Source organism: Leisingera sp. F5 (assembly GCF_001593695.1).
Genome location: NZ_LUKH01000207.1, coordinates 1 through 3,859, shown reverse-complemented (window position 1 = coordinate 3,859; position 3,859 = coordinate 1). Strand labels below are relative to the sequence as shown.

Sequence of the window (3,859 nt, the reverse complement as noted above, 5' to 3'; positions counted from 1 at the left end):
TTTTCATAATGATCGATGTGAAAACCTAAGGAAACACGAAAATGACCGACACTCTAGGCTGGAAAATCGAAGGCCATTCGTTCCGGGACGGCAGCCTGCTGGCAGATTGGGAAAAGATCTACCAGGACAGCACCTGGCACTGGCAGTACGACACCCACGAGATGACCTTCGCCATCTACAAACACGATGGCCAGTACTGGAAACTGTATCATGCCCGCTTTGTGCAGCCCGGCGCCGATGAATATTCTTATGGCTTTGGCGGCCAGTCCTGCCGGATGGTGGAGGTGGAATACACGCGCCGTACGCGCTCGACTCATTCTCGCATGCTGATGGAAAAGGGCGACCGCCAGTGGATCCGGACCTACGAGTACGATCCCGCGATAATGACCGTCATCACCGCCGGTGAGGAGAACGGAAAATACGGCGCGCCCTATACCGAAATCCGCAAAAAACAGTGGGTCTGACCATGGCCGGGCCTCTTTGCATCATCACCGGCGTCGGCGACGCCACTGGCAGCGCCACCGTGCGCAAGTTCCTCTCGCAAGGCTACCGGGTTGCCATGATTGCCCGCAAAGCTGAGCGCTTGCAGGCGCTGGCAGACCAGCTCCCCGGCGCGCAGGCCTATGCCTGCGACATCTCCGACCTGCATGCCTTCGAAACCTGCCTGGCAAGGATCGAGGCGGACATGGGCGTGCCCCGGGTACTGGTGCATAATGCGGTGTCACACAGTTTTGGACGGTTCCGCGAGCTGGATCCGCTGGAGATCGAACGGAACTTCCGGGTCAACACTACCGCCTTGCTGGTCTTGGCCCGCTTCTTTGCGGACAAAATGGCCGCCAGCGGCGGTGGGGCAATCCTGGCCACCGGCAATACTGCGTCGCACCGCGGTGTGCCGAACTACGTGCTATTTGCCCCGACAAAGGCTGCACAGCGCAATCTGTGCGAGGCACTGGCGCGGGACCTGGGGCCGGAAGGCATCCACGTCTGCTACCTGTCGGTGGATGCCGCCATCGACGTAACCTGGCTGGGCGCCAGCGACGCAGAGCGCCCCAACTGGCTGGTGCCGCCCGCAGACTGGCCGCATGCGCGGGAGGATTTCTTCGCCCACCCCGACGGCATCGCCGCGGAGATCTATCACCTCACCCACCAGCACCGGACCACCTGGTCCTTTGAGACCACAATCCGCCCCTTTGCGGAAAAATGGTGATCCCCGCAGCCGCGGTGGGCGGCCTCAGCCTGCCGCGGCCTCAATCAACAGGAAGGGCCTCATGGGAAGGCACAAGGAATTCGACCCGGACGATGCCGTGGAAGCTGCGCTCAAGGTGTTCTGGCGCAAAGGCTACCATGAAGCCTCTCTGAAGGAGGCTGATCGCCGGCACCGGTGTCAACAACTACGGGCTTTATTCAGTCTTCGGCTCCAAACATGGTTTATACTTGGCCGCTTTTGAGCGCTACAACCGGGACGTAACCGGCCCGCTGGTCCGCGGTGTTGCCCGAGCCGGCGCCAGCCCTGAAGGGCTGCGCGATGCCTTGCAGGAAGCAAGAGAGCGGCTGACCCCAGGCGGCGAGCCGCTGGGCTGCTTCGTCTGCACCAGCATGGTCGAAATGTCCGGAACCGATGAGAAGGCTGCTGAACTGGCAGCCCGCAACCGCCGGATACTGTCGCAGGGATTTGCCAGGTTCTTGCAGCGGGCAGCGCCTGAGGACACGGAACCCGCGCGCCGCGCAAAGGCGGGGCTACTGGCCAATGGCATGTACACTCTCGGCCTGCTCATCCGGTCGCGCAGCCCGGAACCCCTCATCCTGGATCACCTCAGCGGCCTCTGCGCCCTGATCCGTCCCGCCGCACGCTGCCAGGCAGGCAGCAGCAGCAGCCTGCATCTTAATGATTGATGTGTTTAAGGAAGAAACCACGATGCGCTGGACACTGTTTCTGATCTTCCTGGGGCTGGCCTGGGGAGCAACCATACCACTAAACAAGCTCGCCGTGGCGGGCGGGCATTCCACTGCTGCCCTGGTCTTTTGGCAGCAGCTGGCCGGGTTTGCCCTGCTGCTGGCCTGGCAGTCTTTCCGGCGGCTGAAAGGGCAGCGCAGAGGAGCCAGATCTCAATGGGGTCTCTATTTCATTGTTGCGTCGCTGGGTACGCTGCTGCCGCACGGGCTGAGCTTTGCGGCCGTCAGCATGGTGCAGGCGAACATGATGTCCATCGGCATCGCCGTCACCCCGATGGCAGCCTACCTGATCGCCCTCGGCCTGGACCGGGAAACGCTCAGTCTCCGGCGCGGCTCCGGTCTGCTCCTAGGTGCCACGTCGATCCTCCTGCTGCTGGGCATTTCGCTCACGCTGCTGGGCCAGCAGGCAGCCTGGGGCATAGCCATCGCCTTGCTGCCCGGGCTGTGCTACGCGGCCGAGAGCAACGTGATTGCCGCCCGCACTCGCGACCGCTTCGACCCTGTCGAAACGCTGCTCTATGCGTCCGGCCTGTCTTGCCTTCTTGCTCTGCCCCTGGTCCTTGGCATCGGCACCGATCCGCTGGCCCTTGCCACCCTCTCGCTGTCCTTTACAGCACTCATACTCTCCGGCCTGCTGCATGTTCTGTGCTACGCAGCTTATTTCGCAATCCTCGCCCGGACCGGCGCGGTCTTTGCCAGTCAGGTGGCCTATTTCGTGACAATTGGCGGTTTCTTGTCCGGCACTCTGTTCCTGAACGAGACGGCGCCGCCCGCCTTGATGGTTTCCTTAGGACTGATGGTGTTGGGGGTCGGGTTGGTGCAGCCTCGGCCACAGCAGCGACAAGGGTTGGATATCGCCGATAGTTTCAACGGTTAAACTTCTGCATAAGCTGCTAATGGGTTCAATTCGAATAGGTCTCCTTGCAGCACGGTTTAGCGCCCAGCAACCCATGGTATTGGCGGCCCATAGCTGCCGTCGATCAAAGCGGCCGACGCCGCGGCGCAGCTTCCCCAAAGCGGCCATTCCCACCTGATAGAAATGGCAAAGACCAACCTGGGGACCAGCTGAGGTTTCAGCCCTGGATCATTAAACCAATGCCTAAAGAGACAGGCGGCGCGATCGTCTGGGCAGTTCTGCAGTCTCTCCTTCGGACAGCCGGGCGGCCTCAAGCTTCTGCAAGATCTCTTCAGGCATGGGCATCGCATGCGGTTGGGGGTGCTGGCAAACGTGCAGTTCCATGAACTCGCCTGCACTGACCAAATCAGTGCCGCTGAGCATCTGCATATGCAGATGAAACCGCTTGCTGTCGCATCCAATGACCCGCGTTTTCACCCGGACCCGGGCGCCTTCCTTAACCTCGCGGAGGAAGAACTTGTGATCCTCCAGCAGGTAGATGGTGCAGCCGGTGCGTTTGCGGTAGGCCTCATCAAAGCCGACTTCGTCCTGAAAGGCATCCACCGCCAGGCTGAAGACCAGCCCGTAGTAGCTGTCCCGCATGTGGCCGTTGTAGTCGATCCATCCGGGCAGGATGTCTGTTTCAAAGCTGTAGACCATTTCTACCCCTCCTGCGCAGGCCACGGCAGGCCGTAAAACCGCGCTGCTGTTTCGCCGAATACCAGGGTGTGCTGCTCAGCCGGCACAAGTTCCCGGTAGGTCCCGGCAAGGGTGGCGTAATCCGAGGACAGGCTGTCGACCGGAAAGTTGGAGCCGAACATGCAGCGCTCCGGCCCGAACTGTTCCAGGCAGGTGTCGACCAGCGGACGGATGCTGTCCCGGGTCCAGTTATGTTCGAACATTCCCAAACCGGACAGTTTACAGGCCACATTGGGCAGCGCTGACAGCTGCCGCAGGGCGCCCGCCCAGGCGGCGATTCCCGCCGGGCTCCTGTCATGCGGCGAGCCCGCA

General features: G+C 61.6%; 6 protein-coding genes. 4 read left to right on the top strand and 2 right to left on the bottom strand.

Annotation, left to right across the window (positions count from 1 at the left end; all coding sequences use genetic code 11):
• The first annotated feature begins 41 nt into the window (after positions 1-41).
• From A2I95_RS27415 to A2I95_RS27400, 4 genes are all read left to right on the top strand, one after another.
• Positions 42-464 (top strand): hypothetical protein, encoded by a 423-nt coding sequence (locus A2I95_RS27415; protein ID WP_291734999.1) that lies wholly within the window; start codon positions 42-44, stop codon positions 462-464.
• 2 nt (positions 465-466) lie between these two features.
• Entirely contained in the window at positions 467-1,207 is a 741-nt protein-coding gene (locus tag A2I95_RS27410) for an SDR family NAD(P)-dependent oxidoreductase (protein ID WP_291734997.1), read from the top strand.
• Positions 1,208-1,434: 227 nt separating this feature from the next.
• Positions 1,435-1,893, top strand: coding sequence for a hypothetical protein (locus A2I95_RS27405; RefSeq protein ID WP_291734995.1), 459 nt, complete (start codon positions 1,435-1,437; stop codon positions 1,891-1,893).
• Between the two features lie 22 nt (positions 1,894-1,915).
• Entirely contained in the window at positions 1,916-2,830 is a 915-nt protein-coding gene (locus tag A2I95_RS27400; RefSeq protein ID WP_291734994.1) for a DMT family transporter, read from the top strand.
• Between the two features lie 222 nt (positions 2,831-3,052).
• Here the strand turns inward: A2I95_RS27400 and A2I95_RS27395 are convergent, their stop codons facing one another.
• Together A2I95_RS27395 and A2I95_RS27390 are read right to left on the bottom strand one after the other, a co-directional pair.
• Positions 3,053-3,508: a thioesterase family protein gene (locus A2I95_RS27395; RefSeq protein ID WP_291734992.1), complete on the bottom strand. Its 456-nt coding sequence runs from the start codon at positions 3,506-3,508 to the stop codon at positions 3,053-3,055.
• Between the two features lie 2 nt (positions 3,509-3,510).
• Positions 3,511-3,859 (bottom strand): amidohydrolase (locus A2I95_RS27390; protein WP_291734989.1); only part of this gene is annotated, 349 nt, incomplete at its 5' end.

Excerpts from the sequence above, each read along its gene's own strand:
- A2I95_RS27415 (WP_291734999.1), top strand. The coding sequence starts at position 42 with ATGACCGACACTCTAGGCTGGAAAATCGAAGGCCATTCGTTCCGGGAC.
- A2I95_RS27410 (WP_291734997.1), top strand. The coding sequence starts at position 467 with ATGGCCGGGCCTCTTTGCATCATCACCGGCGTCGGCGACGCCACTGGC.
- A2I95_RS27400 (WP_291734994.1), top strand. The coding sequence starts at position 1,916 with ATGCGCTGGACACTGTTTCTGATCTTCCTGGGGCTGGCCTGGGGAGCA.
- A2I95_RS27395 (WP_291734992.1), bottom strand. The coding sequence starts at position 3,508 with ATGGTCTACAGCTTTGAAACAGACATCCTGCCCGGATGGATCGACTAC.